Origin of the sequence: Stappia taiwanensis (assembly GCF_014635285.1) — a bacterium.
GTDB lineage: Bacteria > Pseudomonadota > Alphaproteobacteria > Rhizobiales > Stappiaceae > Stappia > Stappia taiwanensis.
Window position 1 is genome coordinate 761245 of the sequence record NZ_BMCR01000002.1, and the last position, 15636, is coordinate 776880.

A 15636-nucleotide genomic window follows, 5' to 3' on the forward strand; every position below is an offset into this window, starting at 1 on the left:
CCTCAGGAAAACCGCCCCGGAGAAAACGGCGTCAGGTCAATGGCCGGCGCCTGCCCGGTCAGCAGGTCGGCAACGAGGGCCGCCGTGCCGGTCGATTGGGTCAGGCCCAGATGGCCATGGCCAAAGGCGCAGATCACATCCGGCCGACCGGGCAAGGGGCCGATGGCCGGCAGCGTGTCCGGCAGCGAGGGGCGGAAGCCCATCCACTGGGTCCCGCCGGAAATGTCGAGCCCCGGCAGGAACTCGGCTGCCTTCTTCAGCATGGCATCGGCACGGGCGTAGTTCGGTGGCAGATCGAGCCCGCCGAGCTCCACCGCACCGCCCACCCGCAGCCCCGAGCTCAACCGCGAAATGACGAACCCATGGCCGCCGAAGGTCACCTGCATGCGCAGATCGAAGGCGCCAGCGGGCAAGGTGGTGTTGTAGCCGCGCTCGGTCTCAAGCGGGATGCGCACCCCGGCGGTGCGCGCCAGACGATGCGAATAGGCGCCCGCCGCCAGAACGACCTGACCGGCTCTCTCCCCGGCGCTCGTCTTCACCCCGCCCGGCACCAGCGCCTCGGCCTCGGCGATCTCGATCTCGCCGCCCCCGGCACGGAACCTTTCGGCCAGCGCCAGCGTATAGTCCTTGGGATCGGCAATCGACTGCCAGCCGGGAGTGAAGGTGGCATGGGTGAAGCGCGGCGATAGGCCCGGCTGAAGATCCGCGATCTCCTCCCCCTTCAGGTGGCGGAAGGCGATGCCCTCGTTCTCACGCGCCTGCCAGCCGGGCAGCGAGGCACGGAACTCCCGCTCGCCCTCATAGACCTGCAACTGGCCGTCGCGGCGCAGCATGTTGGCAAGCCCGGCCCGGTCGAGGAACGGTTCGAGCGTTGCCTGCGAAACGCGCATCATCTCGGTCTGCGCCGCCGTCGAGGCGCGCACCTGCGCCGGCCAGCTCGCCCGCCAGAAGCGCCACATCCAGGGCAGGATGCGCAAGGCGTAGGCCGGACGGATGCTGAGCGGCCCAAGCGGGTCGAGCAGCCATTTCGGCGCCTGCCGGATGATCCGCGGCGAGGCCAGCGGCAGGATGTCGGAAAAGGCGAAGGCCCCCGCATTTCCCGCCGAAGCGCCGGCCGCCGGCCCCTCCCGGTCAATCACCCGCACGGACAGACCCCGCGCCTGCGCTTCAAGCGCCACGGACAGACCGACGACCCCGGCGCCGACGACAATCACCTCCCGCGCCGCCATCAACGGACACTCGACAGGAATTTCCGCGTCTCTTCATGCTGCGCATTGCCGAAGATCTGCTCAGGCGGACCGATCTCGGCCATCACCCCCTTGTGGAAGAACGCGACCCGGTTCGACACATCCCGGGCAAAGCTCATCTCATGGGTGACGCAGATCATGGTCATGCCTTCGTCGGCGAGCATCTTCAGCGTGTCCAGCACCTCGCCCACAAGCTGCGGATCGAGCGCCGATGTCACCTCGTCGAACAGCATGTAGTCGGGCGACATGGCAAGGGCGCGGGCAATCGCCATGCGCTGCTGCTGACCGCCCGACAGCCGGCCGGGATAGACATTCAGCTTTTCGGCAAGCCCCACATGGGTGAGATGCTTGACGGCGATCTCTTCCGCCTCCTGCCGGGACAGGCCCTTCACCTTGCGGGGTGCAAGCGTCACGTTCTCCAGCACGGTCAGGTGCGGAAAGGCGTTGAACTGCTGAAACACGATGCCGATCTTGCGGCGCAGCTTGTTCAGATCGGTGGTCTTGGCATGAACTTCGATGCCGTCGACGAGGATGCGGCCGCTGTTGATCGGCTCCAGCCCGTTGATGCAGGTCAGAAGGGTCGACTTGCCCGAGCCCGAGCCGCCGATCACCGAAACCACCTCGCCCTTGTCGACGGTCAGGTTGATGCCCTTCAGAACTTCCAGAGCTCCGAAGGATTTGTGCACGTTTTCGATCTCAATCATTCTCTTGCCACCTTTTCTCCAGCCGACCGCCAAGCCGGGCAATGGGAAAACTCAGGGCGAAATAGATCGCGCCGGCAATCAGGAGGATGAACATCGGCTCCTGCAGGCGCGTCACGAGGATCTGGCTGGCACGCAGCAGCTCGATGATGCCCAGCCACAAGACCAGCGCGCTGTCCTTCATCACGCCGAGCGTGAGGCCGATCCAGCTCGGCAGGCCGACGCGCAGCGCCATCGGGAAGACGATCTGCGTCATGTCCTGCCCCCAGGTCAGCCCCAGCGACCGCGCCGCCCGGCGCGTCACCGGCGGCACCGCCTCGATGGCGCCGCGCACGATCTCCGTGCAATAGGCCGAGGTGTACAGCGCCAGCACGATGCAGGAGGTGACGAAGGGGGAGAACTGCAAGCCGGCAATCGCCTGAAAGGCGTTGGCCAGGATCAGCTGGATCAGCAGCGGCACCGACCGGAACACATCCAGCACGAAGGTGAGCGGCAGCATCACCCAGGGGCTGACATGGCTGCGCAAGACGCCGAACAAAAGGCCCAGTGCCGTGCCGCCCACCACCGCGAAGGCGGTGACCGACAGCGTCACTCCGGCACCCTTGAGGAGGAACAGAAGGTCGTTGAAACTCAGAGCGGTATCAAACATCGCCTCTCCCCCCTCAGTATCGGAACAAACGCCAGGCGGCGAGCCGCGCTGCGAACATCACCGCCTTGGCGATGCAGTAGTAGAGCGCTCCCGCCAGAGCGAAGAGCTCGAAGGTACGGAAGGTGCGCGCATTGAGGTCCTGCGTCACCCCGGTCAGATCCGTGCTCATACCCACGGTGACGCCGAGCGAGGTCATCAGGATTGCCCAGACCATCTGGTTGGTGGTCGGCAGGAAGGCGATGCGGAACATTTGCGGCACGACGATCAGACGGAACGCCATGACCTGGCCCATGCCCAGCGACCGGCCGGCACGCACCTGGGTCGCGGGGATTGCCCGCAAGGCCCCGCGAAAGGTCTCGCAAAGGTACCCGGCGTTGTTGAAGGTGATCCCGGCCAGGAGCGCCACATAGGGGCTGAGATAGATCCCGAAGGACCCCAGGCCGAAATGCGCCATGTAGATCTGGAACAGCGCCGGCGTGTTGCGCGCCACCTCGACCCAGGCCGTCGCCGGCCATCGCAGCCAGGGCGAATGGGCATTTCGTGCCACCGCCAGCAACACGGCGATGGTTACGCCGATCACCATCGACAGAACGGCGATCTGCATCGTGACAAGAGCGCCGTCCAGCATCTGCGGCAGCGCACGAAAGGCCTGCCGCCATTGAAAGGTGTATTCAAACATCCTGCGCCCCGCTATCGGCTCGCGTTGGGCGGGGGGGCAGCTGCCCCCCCTTTTCCCGGATCAGCGGTAGACCTTGTTGACGGTCAGATCCGGTGCGGCGCCGCCGACCCACTTCTCGTAGAGCTCCTGATAGCGGCCGGTGCGGACCTGCTGATTGATGAACAGGTCGAGATAGTTCAGCAGGCCGTACTCGCTGCGCAGGGCGATCAGCGACACATAATCGGGCAGATAGGGCGCATCGCCGCCAATGGTCAGCCCCTCGTAGCGGCCGCTCTCGACAATGGACGAGGCAACGGTTGAGGTGACGACCGTGGCCTCGATCTGCCCCTGGGACAGCGCGAGGAACACATCGGCCTGCGACTGGTAGGGACGGAAGCTGCCGCCCTCGCCCCAGGCCTTGATGTCCTTCTCCAGGGCAATCGCCTCATAGGTGCCGGCAACCGACCCCACCGTGCGCCCCTTCAGCGATTCGTAGCTATCGGCACCCGTGCCTTCCTTGGTCAGCACCACATTGGTGAACGCGAAGTAGGGAATGGTGAAGCCGACCGTCTTGGCCCGCTCCAGCGTATCCGACGTGGATGCCACGCCCACATCCGCGCGGCCCGACACCAGCGCGGGAATTCGGTCGGGGAACGGCGTTTCGACGATCTCGGCCTCCACTCCGAGAACCTTCGCCAGATCCCTGCAGTAATCGACATCGAAGCCGATCGGCTCGTTGTTCTCATCGCGCGATCCCATCGGCGGGAAATCGAGCACCACCGCGCAGCGCAGCGTGCCCGAGGCGATGATGTCGTCCAGCTTGTCGGCCTGCGCCGTACCGGCAACGAGGGTGGCAGCGATCAGGCCACCTGCAACGGTCTTGAAGTTCATGTCTCTCTCCCAGGTTCCAAGGTTTCCGACGCACGGCAGCGCGGTGCGCCGGAAACCAGTTCAGGCAATCACAAACTCAACTAAAATACAATTTGTATACTTATCGCCGACGCAAAAAATTTACATAGCCAGCATCAGAACCCGACGATCCTCTCGGGCAGCCAGGTGGACAGCGCCGGAAAGCTCGCCACCAGGGCCAGGGTCAACACCTGCAGCACGATGAAGGGCAACACGCCGCGGCACATCTGTCCATAGGTCATTCCCGGCGGCGCGATCGATTTCAGATAGAAGATCGAGGAGGCCATCGGCGGCGTCAGATAGCCAGTCTGGATCACGATGATCACCAGGGTGGCGAACCACACCGGGTCGACCCCGGCCGACCGGATGAAGGGCGTGAAAAGCGGCACGCAGATCAACACGTTGGCCGTCCAGTCCAGCACGAAGCCGAGGATGAACACCACCGCCAGGAAGAAGACGATCATGCCGGTGGTGCCGAGCCCCGCCCCGTCGATCACGTCGCGGATGAGCCGCGCGCCGCCATTGGCCGCGAACGCGCCCATGAACATGGTCCCGGCGGCAACGATCAACAGGATCATTGCCGAAATCCGCACGGTGATCGCCAGCGACGAGCGCAGCATCTCCACCGAGAACCGCCCATTGAGGATACACAGCGCCAGCGCGCCCGCCGCCCCCACCGCCGCCGCCTCGGTCGGCGAGGCCACGCCGGCGAGGATCGACCCCAGCACGGCGACGATCAGGAGCACCACCGGCAGCATCACCGTCACGGTCAACCACAGCTTTTCGCCGAGGCTCACAGGCGTCTCGGCCTCCTCGCCAGGCTCGGGCCGGGCCGGATACACGAGCCCGTGAATGAAGATATAGGCGAGGAACAACCCCACCATCAGCAGGCCGGGCAGCATCATGCCGGCCAAGAGCTTGCCCACCGACATCTGCGCCAGCGAGGCATACATCACCGCGATCACCGAAGGCGGGATCATCGTTCCCAGCGATCCGCCGGCGCAGATGGTGCCGGCAATCAGCGGATTGCCGTAGCGCGCCCTCTGCATCGCCGGGATCGCCATCATGCCGATCATCACCTCGACCGCGCCGACCACACCGGCGGCGGCGGCGAAAATCGCCCCCATGGCGATGGTGGCCAGCGCCAGCCCGCCGGGCAGCCGCGACAGCCACAGGTTCATGACGCGGAACAGGCGCTCGGCAATGCCCGAGCGCTCCAGCAGCGCGCCCATCAGGATGAACATGGGGATCGCCGACAGGATGAAATTGGTCGAGGCGGAGTAGAAGGAGCCGTAGAGCTGGTTGAAGGCGACGGGACCGAAGGCGCCGAGCCCGGCCCCCACCGCCACGATCACCAGGGAAAACGCGATCGGTAATCCCAGCAGGATCAACACGAACAGCGCGGGAAACATCAATCCTGCGATCAGCATGTCAGGTCTCGATCTTGAAGCTGTCGTCGTTGCGCGGAGCCGCCAGAGCCCGCAAGCCCTCGGCCAGGATCTGCAGCGCCAGCGCCGCGAGCCCGATCGCCAGGGCGCTGTAGAAGGGCCACATCAACGGCGCCCAGGGGCTGACATGCTCGACCTCGCCGGTCTGAAAGGCGCGCCAGGCGCGCTGGCCGGCGATCACCGCCAGCCAGGTGAAGATGGGACAGAGCACCGCGAGGAACGCCAGGCCGTCGATCGCGCCGCGCACCCGCGCCGGCAGCAAGGCGGACAGGAAGTCGATCCGCACATGAGCGTCCTCGCGCAGCACCTGCGCCGCGCCCAGAACGAAGAGCACGCCGGTGCTCATATAGGCGACATCGAACGCCCAGAGGGTTGGCGCGCCAAACACATAGCGCGCCACCACTTCGTAGAGCATGGAGGCGATCAGGATCAGCACCATCGCCTGAGCGATGGCATTCAACCCCGAGGAGATACGATCCGCGACGGTGAGGAGAATGCTTTTCATGATCGCCTCCAGGATCTTACTTGGAGTTGCGGATCAGATAGCCGCTTTGCTCCGCCCAGCGATCCTCATAGGCAAGATACTCGGCGAGGATTTCGGCCATCCGCGGCTTGCCCTCGGCCTTCTGCGCCTCGGCGGTCTTCTGGATCCAGTCCCGGCCGGCATCGGTCAGCTGCTTCTGGAACGCCGGCTCAAGCTCGATCACCTCGGCCTTGCTGGCGCGCAAGGTCGCCATCGCCTTCATGTCCTGATCGTAGAAATGGGCCAGCGACTGCAGGCTGGTGAGCTCGGCCGCAGCCTCGACCTTAGCCTGGACCGCCTCATCCAGCGCGTCCCAGGTCTCCTGCTTGACGACCACTTCCCACAGGAAGGTCGGCTGGTGCACGCCCGGCACCACGATGTAGGGCGCGGCCTCATGAAAGCCTTCCGGCAGGTTGCCCGAGGGCGGGCCCCACTCGATCGCGTCGACGCCCTTGCGCTCCAGCAGCGTGTAGATCTCTCCCGGCGGAACAACGGTCGGAACCGCGCCGAAGTAATCGCGCATCACTTCCGCCCAAGGACCGGAGGTGCGGTATTTCAGCCCCTTGAGATCCTCGGCCTTGCTGATCGGCGTGTTGGCATGGGCCATGATCTCGGACGATCCGATGCCGACGACCAGCGACTTCAGCCCTTCCTCGGCGCGAAGTTCGGCCAGCTTCTCCTTACCGCCCCCCTGGAAGATCCAGGTCGAATAGGCCTCCGGCCCCATGCCGCCGGGAAAGCCGGCGAAAATCGCATTCACCGGATCCTGGTTGACCAGGTAGCTCGGCGTGGAATGGCCCGCCTCGACAATGCCGTCCTTGACCCCGTCATAGACCTGCAGCGCCGGCACCAGAATACCCGCACCGAACGGCTGGATCTCGACAGCCCCATCGGTCAGAAGATCCACATTGCTGGCGAAACGCTCAAGAAAGTTCACGTAAAAGGGCGAGCCTTCCGGCACCGAGGTCGGCACCCGCCAGGTCACGTCCTGGGCCTGCGCACCCGTGGCGACAAGTGCCACCGCGCCGGCCAGCGCCAGCCGCTTGAGACCAAGAAACATATCAACTCCTCCTTTGATGTTCCTGAAGGCACCGCCTGAGCGTCACCCATTTTGCGCTCAAAATTTATACAAACTCTATTCTCTATGTCGACAAAAAAAATATTCAAATCTCGACAACACTTCACACACCCTCTCCTTGCCCTGCGGCATGCGTCTCAGTGCCCTCAACGAAAACGCGGCGCGCAGGATCCTGCGCGCCGCGATCAGACGGGGTAAACCGTGGTCACTGATGTCAGCCGCGCGCATCCTCGGGAAGCAGCGCCGCAGGCATGTTCTGGTAGCAGACCGGGCGGAGGAACCGCCGGATCGACAAGGTGCCGACACTGGTCGCGCCAAAATTCGTGCTGGCCGGATAGGGACCGCCATGCACCATCGCATCGGCCACCTCGACCCCGGTGGGAAAGCCGTTGACCAGCAGACGGCCGGCCTTGCGTTCCAGAACCGGCAGCAGCGCCTGAGCCGCCTCGGTATCCCCGTCGTCCATGTGCAGCGTCACCGTGAGCTGTCCCTCCAGCCCCCGGGCGATGTCCATGACCTCGTCCGCCGAGGTGGCTCGCACCACCAGCCCCAGCGGCCCGAAGACCTCCTGATGCAGGAGCGGGTTCTCACCGAATTCGGCAGCCGAGGTCTCGAACAGGGCCGGCGCAGCGGCGCGGCCTTCGGCAATGCCCACCGTCACCGGACGCACGGCGCCGCTTTGCGCGATCCGCTCGCGCCCGTCGCAGAACGCGCCGGCGATGCCGTCGGTCAGCATCACCTGAGCCTCGACCTGCGCCAGTGCCTCGGCGGCGGCAGCGACGAACGCATCAGCCTCCTTGCCGTCAATGACAACGGCAATGCCCGGATTGGTACAGAACTGCCCCGCGCCCATGGTCAGGGACCCGGCCCAGCCCCGGCCGATCTCCGGACCACGCGCCTCTGCCGCCTGCGGCATCAGGAACATCGGATTGACCGAGCCCAGTTCGCCGAAGAAGGGAATCGGCTCGGGACGGGCGGCGCACAGATCGAACAGCGCGCGGCCGCCGGCCAGACTTCCGGTGAACCCCACCGCCTTGATGAGCGGATGCTGCACCAGCGCCTGTCCGACGCTGTTATCGCCTCCCTGAATCAGCGAAAACACCCCGGTCGGCATACCGCACTTCTCAACCGCTGCCTTGATCGCCTCGGCAACGATCTCGCCTGTGCCCGGATGCGCCGAATGCCCCCGGACCACCACCGGGCAGCCAGCCGCCAGCGCCGCCGCCGTATCGCCGCCGGCGGTGGAAAAGGCCAGCGGGAAGTTCGACGCGCCGAAGACCGCGACGGGCCCAATCGGCCGCTGCACCATCACCAGTTCGGGGCGCGGCAACGGCTGCCGCTCCGGCAGCGCCGCGCCATACCGCCGGTCGAGATAATCGCCCTTGCGGATATGTGCGGCGAACAGGCGAAGCTGACCGGCGGTCCGGCCGCGCTCTCCTTCGAGGCGCGCGGCAGGAAGACCGCTCTCCTGGGTGCCGATCTCCGTGATCTCGGCACCGCGAGCCTCAATCTCATCGGCAATGGTCTCCAGAAAGACGGCGCGGTCTTGCCGGGAGGAATGCGCATAGGTCTCGAAGGCCGCCTCGGCCGCCCGCACCGCGCGATCCACAAGCTCCACCGTGCCGACGCTGAAGCGATGCGCGAGGCCGTTGGCCGGAGCGGATTCGAAAGTCTCGCCGCTGGCGATCCATTCGCCCGCGATCAGATGTTTTCCGTGGGGAGTGAAGGGCATGTATCCCCTCCTTCTTGCTGTGGGTTCCAGGCCATCGGCGGCGCAGTCACAAGGCACGGCATACTGCCATTCCGCCGCTTGCATCCATCGCTAACTGCATACATTATGTATGCAAGATTGCAACCCATTTGCAGACCGAAAGGACGTTTCATGAGCGAGACCACCCTGACCCTTGATGAGCTTGAACGGCTCGTCGGGGAAATCCTGCGCAAGGCGGGCCTCTCCCCCTTGCATGCCGATGCGCTGACCCGGGTGATCGTTGCCGGAGAGCGCGATGCCTGCAAATCCCATGGCATCTACCGGATCGAGGGCTGCCTGCGCACGCTCAAGGCCGGCAAAGTCATTGCCGATGCACAGCCGGAGCTGACGCGCGACGGTAGTGCGATCCTGCGTGTCGACGCAAAGGGCGGATTTTCCTGCGCAGCATTCGAGCTGGGCGCTCCGGTGCTGGCGGAAAAGGCCCGTGCGCTGGGTCTGGCCGCGCTTGTCATCAATGACTGCACCCATTTCTCCGCCCTCTGGCCCGAGATCGAGGCTCTGACCGACCAGGGGCTTGCGGCCATGGCCATGTGCCCGAGCTACGCAAGCGTCGCCCCGGCCGGGGGCAGCGCCCCCCTGCTGGGCACCAACCCCTTCGCCTTCGGCTGGCCGCGCCGCAACGCCGACCCGTATGTGTTCGACTTCGCCACCAGTGTGGCCGCACGCGGCGAGATCGAGCTGCACCGCCGCGCCGGTACCAGGCTGCCCGAAGGCTGGGCCATCGACGCCAGCGGCGCGCCGACCACCGACCCGGAGGCCGCTCTGGCCGGGGCGATGCTGCCCTTCGGCGGGCACAAGGGATCGGCGATCTCGATGATGATCGAGCTGCTGGCCGGTGTGATGATCGGTGACCTGACCAGTCCCGAAGCGCTTGAGGCCCTAGGCACCACGACGCTGGTGCCGGCCCATGGCGAGCTGATTCTCGCCTTCGATCCCGCCCGCTTTGCGCAAGGGCGCGCGGGCGATCCGATGGCCCGCGCCGAAACGCTGTTCGAAGCTCTGCTTGGCCAGGGCGCCCGCCTGCCCTCCCAGCGCCGCTTCCAGGCCCGCGCCAGGGCGCGCAGCGAAGGCATCCGGCTCAGCGCCGACGAAATGGCCCTGCTCCACCGGCTGCGCGATCTGGGGTTGGAGGCGGTCTGAACCGCCTCCTTCAAAAAGAAAAAGCCCTCCCGGAGGACCGGGAGGGCGAAGCCTTGGACCTCAGGCGGCGTATTTCGCCACCGCGCCGGGCAGCTTGCTCCAGTCCGCGTACCAGGTGCGGAACAGACGATACTGCGCTTCCACATAGCCGCGCTGGCTGTCGGACAACGCATCGGTCTCGTTGAAATGCAGGCGGTATTCCTCGTCGCCGTTCAGCACCATCATGTACTTGTAATAGAGCACAAGGTCGGCGCCCTCATCGAAGGACGACAACACGTGCAGCGCCGCATCGAGCTCCGCCGCGCGCTGACGCGCATCGGCATCGCCCGCGGCGGCTGCCTTGCTCAAAGCCACAAGGTGCAGCACCTCCTTCGGGATCACGTTGCCAATGCCCGTGATGGCACCGGTGGCGCCACAATTGACGAACCCGTGATAGACCGTGGTGTCCACACCGATCATCAGCTTGATCGCCTCATCGCCGCTGGTGATGGTCTCCGCCGCATAGCGCAGATCGTCGGCCCCGCCGAACTCCTTGAAGCCCACCAGATTGGGGTGTTCCGCACGCAAGGAGAAGAACAGGTCGGCCCGGGTGGCAAAGCCATAGTAGGGGCTGTTGTAGATCACCGCCGGCAGTTCGGGCGCTGCCGAAAGAATCGCCTTAAAATGATTGCGCTGGGCGGCAACCGACGTGCCGCGCGACAGGACCCGCGGGATCACCATCAGGCCATGGGCGCCGACCTCGGCCGCATGGGCGGCGTGGGCCACTGCCTTGGCCGTGTTCACCGCACCAGTGCCGACAATCACCGGAACGCCGGCCTGCACCAGCCGCGCGACCCCTTCCATGCGCTGCTCATCGGTCAACAGCGGCCAGTCGCCCATCGACCCGCAGTAGACGACCGCGCTCATGCCGGCCGCGATCAGCTCCTTGCCCTTGCGCACCAGCGCATCGAAATCCGGGCTCCGGTCGGCCTTGCACGGGGTCATCAGAGCGGGAATGCAGCCCGTGAAAATGTCATTGCTCATGCTGGTCTCCTTGGCATGCGTGATCTCGTGCGGCGCGCACCGTTCGACCGCACCTTTTCCCGAACGGGTCGATATCAAAATACCATTTGTATTTTTTTTGTCGACATAAATTCCACGCATGGTTTTCGCAAAGGCGATTTCCCGTTCGCAAGGGGCGCGCGCCGAAGCCCGGCTGCTGTTAAAGGGCGATCTGCTGCCGGTGGTCGCGGGCAATCATGTTGCGGATCTGCGCAACGATCTGATCGGCGTGTTCGCTGGCGAGCTTGTCCGCCTTCTCCACGTCGCGCTCGGCAATTGCGGTGATCATGTCTTCATGCTCGATCACATATTGCTGCGGCAGCCGGTCGTTGAAGGCCGAATAATAGAGGCGCAGCAGCCGGCGTCCTTCATCGAGCAGGCGCAGGAACAGGCTCTCGTAATAGGGATTGCGGGCCGCTGCGGCGATGGCCGCATGGAACTCGCGGTTGGTGGCGATCATCGCCAGCGCATCCTGATCCTCGACCGCCTTGGCGAACTCCGCCTGACGCGCCCGGATCACCACGAGATCGCCTGGCTGGTGATGCAGTGCCGCCAGCCGCGTGGTGACGCGATACATCAGGGTGATCGCATCGAAAAACGTGTGCAGGTTCAGAAAGTCAATATTGGCGACGACGGTAGACCGATTGGGCAAGGTTGTGACCAACCCTTCGGCCGCCAGCCGCACGAGCGCCTCGCGAATGGGCGTGCGCGACATCGACAGCCGCTCGGCCAGTTGAATCTCGTCGATCGGGCTGCCCGGCGCCAGCGCCAGATCCAGGATCTCGTCACGCAGCACATTGTAGACGAACTGCACGCCGGAGCCGCGCTTGCGCTCCTTGGGTTTGCGCGTGGCGATGTCGGACATAACCGTTCCTTTTGCACACAAGAAAAATACTGTTTGGTCGTCAAGCGTTCAATCGTCAAGGGATTCAATCGCCACGCGTCGCCAAGAGGGCCACGTAGGACGAACACCATCAGCCTGCCAAGCCTGAGATATCGCCTCCCCCCTCTCGGACCAATCAACCGGTGGAAAGCGGTTTGTTGCATTTCCACCAGACGTCGATGGGCAATAGGATACGCCCCTCGCTTACTCTGGAGACAACAATGAAACTTGTTTCGGCGCTTCTGCTCATCGTCGGCCTTTCCGGCCCTGTTATGGCTGCGGACAGCACCCTGAACGAGCTGATCTGGTCGGGGACCAACGACAAAGCCATTCAGGCGATGCAGAAGGATCCGTCGCTGATCAGCGCCAAGATCGATGGCTACACGCCCTTGCACCTGGCCAGTATGGTCGGCAACACCGACATCGCCAAATTCCTTCTGGACAATGGCGCCGACGTCAACGCACGGGATTTCGAAGGCTATTCGCCGCTGGTGCGCGCCAAGGCCAATGGCAACGACGAGATCGCCAAGATGCTGTCCGATCGCGGCGGAAAAGAGCTGCGCCCCTGATCCGGAGCCCGCGGGGCGTCAGAAGTCAGCGAAGAGGACCGATAGGCCGGACCGTACATACCCGAGCGAGACGATGGCCGAGAACGCGCACTCTTTGGATCAGCCATCGCCTGAGCGACGCCCTCGCGCCCCAACCCGGTCGTTCATGTTTTCAGGGACCTTGCACGAACGCGTACATTCACCGCCTGCGCGTCGCTTTCAATCAAAGGCTGTCGACCTTGCAGGCGGCACTGAAGGAATATCCCACGCCATAGACAGACTTGATGGGCGGCTCGGCACCGGTGTGCTCCTAGATCTTGCGCCGCAGGCGACTGACGACGGCGTCCAGGTGCCGGTTATCGAACTGGGTCTGGCGGCTGGACAGAGAGCGGGCGAGATCTTCCCGGGTGCAGGTGGCACCGGAATTCGCCACCAGGGTCTCGAGAAAGGCCTTTTCGGTGGCGGCCAGCTTGATGGCCATGCCGTCCGGGGGCATCAGCTTCCAGGAGGCATTGTCGAGCACCCATCCGGAGCCTCCGCCGCCGTCTTCTTCGTTGCCGGGCAGCCGGCGCAGCAGGCTCTGGATCGCTGCCAGAATTTCCCGAAGGCTCGTGTGTTTGACGAGGTGAATGTCTGCGCCGCTATCGCCCCCCGGACCCGGCTTTCGGTATCCCCATGGGCGGTCAGCATGATGATGCCGCAATTGAACTTGGCCCTGAGGGCCTTTGCGAGGTCAAAGCCGTTTCCATCGGGCAGCGAGATGTCGAGGATCACCACATCCGGCCGGGTGCCGGAGACCTGGCCGCGGCAGGGAGATGCGTGCGTGCCGCCGCCGTCTCTCGCGCGAAGCTCAAGCCGTCCCATGTGATACCCGACGAGTTGCCGGCAGGCGTGCAGCCCGAGCCCGCTGCCCCCCTTCCCGCCTGTATTCGAGGCGCGGTAGAAACGGCTGCCGATCTGGTTTCTATCGCGTTCCGGAATACCGATGCCGCGGTCCGCCACATCGATGACGATCTGCTCCGCATGCACGGTCATGGCAATTTCGACCATGCTGTCTTCAGGAGAATATTTGAGCGCGTTATCGACGAGATTGACAATCCCGGTACGCAGCATTTCGAGGTCCGCCCAATAGTCCGGTACACAGGCGATATCCCGAAACAGGAGACGGTTGCCGAGACCCGAATGATCAAAATGCCGCTGAACGTCCTCCGCCAATGCCGGAAAATTCACCGGTTCTATCTTCAGAACCCCCTTTTCATGGCGTTCACTGGCAAGAAAGCGGTCGATCAGCATGGTCATGCGGGAAACGGCATCATCGATCCCGTGCAGACGTTTGGCAACGGCTTCCTGGGGGCGGTCCAACATCAGCGCCAGCATGTCGCTTGCGTACCGGATCGCGGCAACCGGGGTGCGGAATTCGTGGCTGACCATGCGCATCAGCTGGCGCTGTTCCTGCCAGGCGGTCTTTTCCCCTTCCAGGCTGGCCGACAGGTCCCGCTCCAGTTGGCGCCGCAGGGAAACCTCCCGTGCCAGCGCGGCGTTGCGGTCGCGCAGGCCATGGAAAGGCGCATGCCCACCATGAAGATGAGGCAGAAAAAGAACCCCACGATGAACATGTGCCCCTGCGGGCTATCCGTTCGTCTCTGTCACACTGCCACCCCAGGAACTCACGCGCGGCGTCCTGCAGGTCAGGGTCATCGAGTTCAAGTCTGGCAAGGTGACGGTTCAAGGCATTCCGGTGGAGGAGGCGGACGGGATCCGCTCCCGCGTCCGCGTTGTCCCGGGGGAGCGCATCGATGCACGCGCGCTGGAAGAGGATCTTGGCTGGCTGAACCGCTCGCCCTACCGCCGTGCGGACAGCGTGTTCCGTCCGGGCGAGGAAGCCACGCTCAGCGACCTTCAGGTTACGGTGAAAGAGTGGAAACCCTGGCAGGTCTTCGCGGGCTGGTCCAACTTCGGCTCCCGGGACACGGGACGCGATCGCTATTTTCTCGGCGCCAACGCCCGCCTGCCGCTGCCCGGTGGCCCCTGGGTCTCCTATCAGATGACGGCGAGCGACGACATCTGGAGCGATCCTGGGATCGTCATCCCGACGAAGGGGGACTATCCCTCTTACATCGCCCATGCCGGCCGGCTCACCATCCCGACCTTTGCCCGCCAGAGCCTGGAAATCGCGCCTGCGGTCGTTGCCACGCGCGAGACCCCCAACAGGTTCTTCGCCTTCGAAAACACCACCTATGAGCTGCCGGTGATCTACCGGTCGGCGGTCTCCAACCTTCTTCCGGGCCACTATTGGGGCGATATCTACGGAGGCATCGAAGTCAAGCGCCTGGAGCGGAGCACCTATTTCAATGGGATTGAAGTCGGCAAGAGCGCCGCGAATATCTTCCAGCTGGTGCTCGGCTGGAGCCACACCGTCGACGATCCCTATGGCCGCACGGCGATCGATCTCAGGGTGAAGGCCAATCCCGGAGGTGTCCTTCAGGGCAATGCCGCCGATACCTGGCAGATCTTTACCAACGGCCGCGTTCAGTCCGTCAACTACGCCTATCTGGCCGCCGATATCAGCCGGGCGACCGCCCTGCCGGCCCGATTTTCCTGGATCAGTTCCCTGTCCGGAACCCTGGCCGGGCAAGTCCTGCCCGACACGGAGCGGATTTCGCTCGGCGGCAGATACGCGGTGCGCGGTTACAATTACGACGATGCCAGCGTGGACAGCGGCGTGATCTGGCGCAACGAACTCCGCCTGCCCTCCGTCGCGCCGCTGGCTGGCCGGTTGCCCGTGACCTGCTCCCCTGAATGTACCCGTTCATAGGCTAGCGCCGTTCACGTTGTGGTCCATTCGTGACCGGGTTGCAAACTCGTTCGGGGTGAGCCCGTCGAGGCTCGTGTGGGGTCGGTTCAGGTTGTAGTCGATCCTCCATTTTTCGATGATCTCGCGGGCATGTCGGTAGTTGCGGAACAGGCTAACCCAAAATCGGGTACATTCAGGGGAGCAGGTCACCGGACCTGGACTATCCCTTCCACGACAGGGACGCTC

At 64.4% G+C, this 15636-nt stretch carries 17 protein-coding genes; 3 read left to right on the forward strand and 14 right to left on the reverse strand.

Translation table 11 applies throughout. From position 1 onward, the window contains the following. Nucleotides 1-2: 2 nt before the first annotated feature. The 9 genes from IEV83_RS07305 to IEV83_RS07345 all read right to left on the reverse strand — a co-directional run bounded on the left by IEV83_RS07305 (nt 3) and on the right by IEV83_RS07345 (nt 8945). Complete coding sequence (locus IEV83_RS07305; protein WP_181761921.1) at nt 3-1229, reverse strand: NAD(P)/FAD-dependent oxidoreductase; 1227 nt, start codon at nt 1227-1229, stop codon at nt 3-5. Continuing rightward, on the reverse strand, nt 1229-1951 hold the full coding sequence (locus tag IEV83_RS07310) for an amino acid ABC transporter ATP-binding protein (protein WP_181761922.1): 723 nt from the start codon (nt 1949-1951) through the stop codon (nt 1229-1231). Before IEV83_RS07310 ends, IEV83_RS07305 begins: the two co-directional genes overlap by 1 nt. Further along, nucleotides 1944-2597, reverse strand: a complete 654-nt coding sequence (locus tag IEV83_RS07315; protein ID WP_181761923.1) for an amino acid ABC transporter permease — start codon at nt 2595-2597, stop codon at nt 1944-1946. Before IEV83_RS07315 ends, IEV83_RS07310 begins: the two co-directional genes overlap by 8 nt. A 13-nt stretch (nt 2598-2610) precedes the next feature. Continuing rightward, the gene (locus tag IEV83_RS07320) at nt 2611-3276 is read right to left on the reverse strand and encodes an amino acid ABC transporter permease (protein WP_181761924.1); all 666 of its coding nucleotides are present in this window, start codon (nt 3274-3276) and stop codon (nt 2611-2613) included. A gap of 60 nt (nt 3277-3336) precedes the next feature. Further along, a complete protein-coding gene (locus IEV83_RS07325) occupies nt 3337-4146 on the reverse strand; it encodes an ABC transporter substrate-binding protein (RefSeq protein WP_181761925.1) in 810 nt (269 codons plus the stop codon). A gap of 134 nt (nt 4147-4280) precedes the next feature. Next, nucleotides 4281-5594, reverse strand: a complete 1314-nt coding sequence (locus IEV83_RS07330; RefSeq protein WP_181761926.1) for a TRAP transporter large permease — start codon at nt 5592-5594, stop codon at nt 4281-4283. A 1-nt stretch (nt 5595) separates the two neighbouring features. Continuing rightward, nucleotides 5596-6117: a TRAP transporter small permease subunit gene (locus IEV83_RS07335; protein ID WP_181761927.1), complete on the reverse strand. Its 522-nt coding sequence runs from the start codon at nt 6115-6117 to the stop codon at nt 5596-5598. Nucleotides 6118-6133: 16 nt separating this feature from the next. Further along, nucleotides 6134-7195, reverse strand: coding sequence for a TRAP transporter substrate-binding protein DctP (gene dctP / locus IEV83_RS07340; protein WP_181761928.1), 1062 nt, complete (start codon nt 7193-7195; stop codon nt 6134-6136). 232 nt (nt 7196-7427) lie between these two features. Next, nucleotides 7428-8945 (reverse strand): aldehyde dehydrogenase (NADP(+)), encoded by a 1518-nt coding sequence (locus tag IEV83_RS07345; protein ID WP_181761929.1) that lies wholly within the window; start codon nt 8943-8945, stop codon nt 7428-7430. 150 nt (nt 8946-9095) lie between these two features. Between IEV83_RS07345 and IEV83_RS07350 the strand changes: the two genes are divergently transcribed. Then, nucleotides 9096-10124, forward strand: coding sequence for an Ldh family oxidoreductase (locus tag IEV83_RS07350; protein ID WP_181761930.1), 1029 nt, complete (start codon nt 9096-9098; stop codon nt 10122-10124). Nucleotides 10125-10184: 60 nt separating this feature from the next. Here IEV83_RS07350 and IEV83_RS07355 read toward each other — a convergent pair whose 3' ends face one another. Further along, nucleotides 10185-11147 (reverse strand): dihydrodipicolinate synthase family protein, encoded by a 963-nt coding sequence (locus IEV83_RS07355; protein WP_181761931.1) that lies wholly within the window; start codon nt 11145-11147, stop codon nt 10185-10187. Nucleotides 11148-11325: 178 nt separating this feature from the next. Continuing rightward, on the reverse strand, nt 11326-12030 hold the full coding sequence (locus IEV83_RS07360; protein WP_181761932.1) for a GntR family transcriptional regulator: 705 nt from the start codon (nt 12028-12030) through the stop codon (nt 11326-11328). A 239-nt stretch (nt 12031-12269) separates the two neighbouring features. Here IEV83_RS07360 and IEV83_RS07365 point away from each other — a divergent pair, with 239 nt between their 5' ends. Next, the gene (locus tag IEV83_RS07365) at nt 12270-12617 is read left to right on the forward strand and encodes an ankyrin repeat domain-containing protein (protein ID WP_181761933.1); all 348 of its coding nucleotides are present in this window, start codon (nt 12270-12272) and stop codon (nt 12615-12617) included. A 289-nt stretch (nt 12618-12906) separates the two neighbouring features. Here the strand turns inward: IEV83_RS07365 and IEV83_RS07370 are convergent, their stop codons facing one another. Together IEV83_RS07370 and IEV83_RS07375 are read right to left on the reverse strand one after the other, a co-directional pair. Then, nucleotides 12907-13119 (reverse strand): helix-turn-helix domain-containing protein, encoded by a 213-nt coding sequence (locus IEV83_RS07370; RefSeq protein WP_181761939.1) that lies wholly within the window; start codon nt 13117-13119, stop codon nt 12907-12909. After that, nucleotides 13092-14033 (reverse strand): hybrid sensor histidine kinase/response regulator, encoded by a 942-nt coding sequence (locus tag IEV83_RS07375; protein ID WP_244628085.1) that lies wholly within the window; start codon nt 14031-14033, stop codon nt 13092-13094. Before IEV83_RS07375 ends, IEV83_RS07370 begins: the two co-directional genes overlap by 28 nt. A 280-nt stretch (nt 14034-14313) precedes the next feature. Here IEV83_RS07375 and IEV83_RS07380 point away from each other — a divergent pair, with 280 nt between their 5' ends. Continuing rightward, nucleotides 14314-15411 carry a ShlB/FhaC/HecB family hemolysin secretion/activation protein gene (locus IEV83_RS07380; RefSeq protein WP_244628086.1) on the forward strand — a complete coding sequence of 366 codons (1098 nt, stop codon included), beginning with the start codon at nt 14314-14316 and terminating at the stop codon, nt 15409-15411. On the opposite strand, the gene IEV83_RS07385 is transcribed toward IEV83_RS07380, so the two are convergent. Continuing rightward, a complete protein-coding gene (locus tag IEV83_RS07385; protein WP_181761934.1) occupies nt 15406-15600 on the reverse strand; it encodes an integrase core domain-containing protein in 195 nt (64 codons plus the stop codon). The genes IEV83_RS07380 and IEV83_RS07385 overlap by 6 nt on opposite strands. Nucleotides 15601-15636: the final 36 nt, after the last annotated feature.

Coding starts and splice junctions, on each gene's coding strand:
- IEV83_RS07305 (WP_181761921.1), bottom strand. CDS start 1,229: ATGGCGGCGCGGGAGGTGATTGTCGTCGGCGCCGGGGTCGTCGGTCTG.
- IEV83_RS07310 (WP_181761922.1), bottom strand. CDS start 1,951: ATGATTGAGATCGAAAACGTGCACAAATCCTTCGGAGCTCTGGAAGTT.
- IEV83_RS07315 (WP_181761923.1), bottom strand. CDS start 2,597: ATGTTTGATACCGCTCTGAGTTTCAACGACCTTCTGTTCCTCCTCAAG.
- IEV83_RS07320 (WP_181761924.1), bottom strand. CDS start 3,276: ATGTTTGAATACACCTTTCAATGGCGGCAGGCCTTTCGTGCGCTGCCG.
- IEV83_RS07325 (WP_181761925.1), bottom strand. CDS start 4,146: ATGAACTTCAAGACCGTTGCAGGTGGCCTGATCGCTGCCACCCTCGTT.
- IEV83_RS07330 (WP_181761926.1), bottom strand. CDS start 5,594: ATGCTGATCGCAGGATTGATGTTTCCCGCGCTGTTCGTGTTGATCCTG.
- IEV83_RS07335 (WP_181761927.1), bottom strand. CDS start 6,117: ATGAAAAGCATTCTCCTCACCGTCGCGGATCGTATCTCCTCGGGGTTG.
- dctP (WP_181761928.1), bottom strand. CDS start 7,195: ATGTTTCTTGGTCTCAAGCGGCTGGCGCTGGCCGGCGCGGTGGCACTT.
- IEV83_RS07345 (WP_181761929.1), bottom strand. CDS start 8,945: ATGCCCTTCACTCCCCACGGAAAACATCTGATCGCGGGCGAATGGATC.
- IEV83_RS07350 (WP_181761930.1), top strand. CDS start 9,096: ATGAGCGAGACCACCCTGACCCTTGATGAGCTTGAACGGCTCGTCGGG.
- IEV83_RS07355 (WP_181761931.1), bottom strand. CDS start 11,147: ATGAGCAATGACATTTTCACGGGCTGCATTCCCGCTCTGATGACCCCG.
- IEV83_RS07360 (WP_181761932.1), bottom strand. CDS start 12,030: ATGTCCGACATCGCCACGCGCAAACCCAAGGAGCGCAAGCGCGGCTCC.
- IEV83_RS07365 (WP_181761933.1), top strand. CDS start 12,270: ATGAAACTTGTTTCGGCGCTTCTGCTCATCGTCGGCCTTTCCGGCCCT.
- IEV83_RS07375 (WP_244628085.1), bottom strand. CDS start 14,033: ATGCGCATGGTCAGCCACGAATTCCGCACCCCGGTTGCCGCGATCCGG.